Raw genomic sequence first — 1199 nt, 5'->3', positions numbered from 1 at the left:
GTATGCGCGAGCACCCAATTATCTGCAGCGGACAAGCCCTCGGCCTATTAGTACCGGTCAGCTCCACCCCTCACAGGGCTTCCACACCCGGCCTATCAACCCCATCGTCTCTAGGGAGCCTTACCCTCTCAAAGGAGGCAGGAGACCTCATCTCGAAGCAAGCTTCCCGCTTAGATGCTTTCAGCGGTTATCCCTCCCGAACGTAGCCAACCAGCCATGCCCTTGGCAGGACAACTGGCACACCAGAGGTTCGTCCGTCCCGGTCCTCTCGTACTAGGGACAGCCCTTCTCAAGTCTCCAACGCGCACAGCGGATAGGGACCGAACTGTCTCACGACGTTCTAAACCCAGCTCGCGTGCCGCTTTAATGGGCGAACAGCCCAACCCTTGGGACCAACTCCAGCCCCAGGATGCGACGAGCCGACATCGAGGTGCCAAACCATCCCGTCGATATGGACTCTTGGGGAAGATCAGCCTGTTATCCCCGGGGTACCTTTTAGCCGTTGAGCGACACCGCTTCCACACGCCGGTGCCGGATCACTAGTCCCAGCTTTCGCTCCTGCTCGACACGTCCGTCTCACAGTCAAGCTCCCTTGTGCACTTACACTCAACACCTGATTACCAACCAGGCTGAGGGAACCTTTGGGCGCCTCCGTTACTCTTTGGGAGGCAACCGCCCCAGTTAAACTACCCACCAGACACTGTCCCCGAACCGGATCACGGCCCAAGGTTAGATGCCCGAAACAGTCAGAGTGGTATTTCACCAACGCCTCCACCACCACTAGCGTGGCAGTTTCACCGGCTCCCACCTATCCTACACAAACCATCCCAAACACCAATGTCAAGCTATAGTGAAGGTCCCGGGGTCTTTCCGTCCTGCTGCGCGAAACGAGCATCTTTACTCGTAGTGCAATTTCACCGGGCCCATGGTTGAGACAGTGGGGAAGTCGTTACGCCATTCGTGCAGGTCGGAACTTACCCGACAAGGAATTTCGCTACCTTAGGATGGTTATAGTTACCACCGCCGTTTACTGGCGCTTGGATTCCCAGCTTCACAGGGCGAACCCCGTTAACCGGTCCTCTTAACGTTCCAGCACCGGGCAGGCGTCAGTCCGTATACAGCGTCTTACGACTTCGCACGGACCTGTGTTTTTAATAAACAGTCGCTTCCCCCCGCTATCTGCGACCCCACCCAGCTCC

General features: G+C 57.2%; 1 rRNA gene. It reads right to left on the bottom strand.

What is annotated here, in order from left to right:
• Positions 1-27 precede the first annotated feature (27 nt).
• A 23S ribosomal RNA gene (locus tag ACFVNO_RS31065) occupies positions 28-1199 on the bottom strand; the annotation flags it as partial.

It is taken from the genome of Nocardiopsis sp. NPDC057823 (genome assembly GCF_042797335.1).
In the GTDB taxonomy this organism is placed as follows: Bacteria; Actinomycetota; Actinomycetes; order Streptosporangiales; family Streptosporangiaceae; genus Nocardiopsis; species Nocardiopsis changdeensis.
This window is presented reverse-complemented; position numbering and strand designations above follow the sequence as displayed.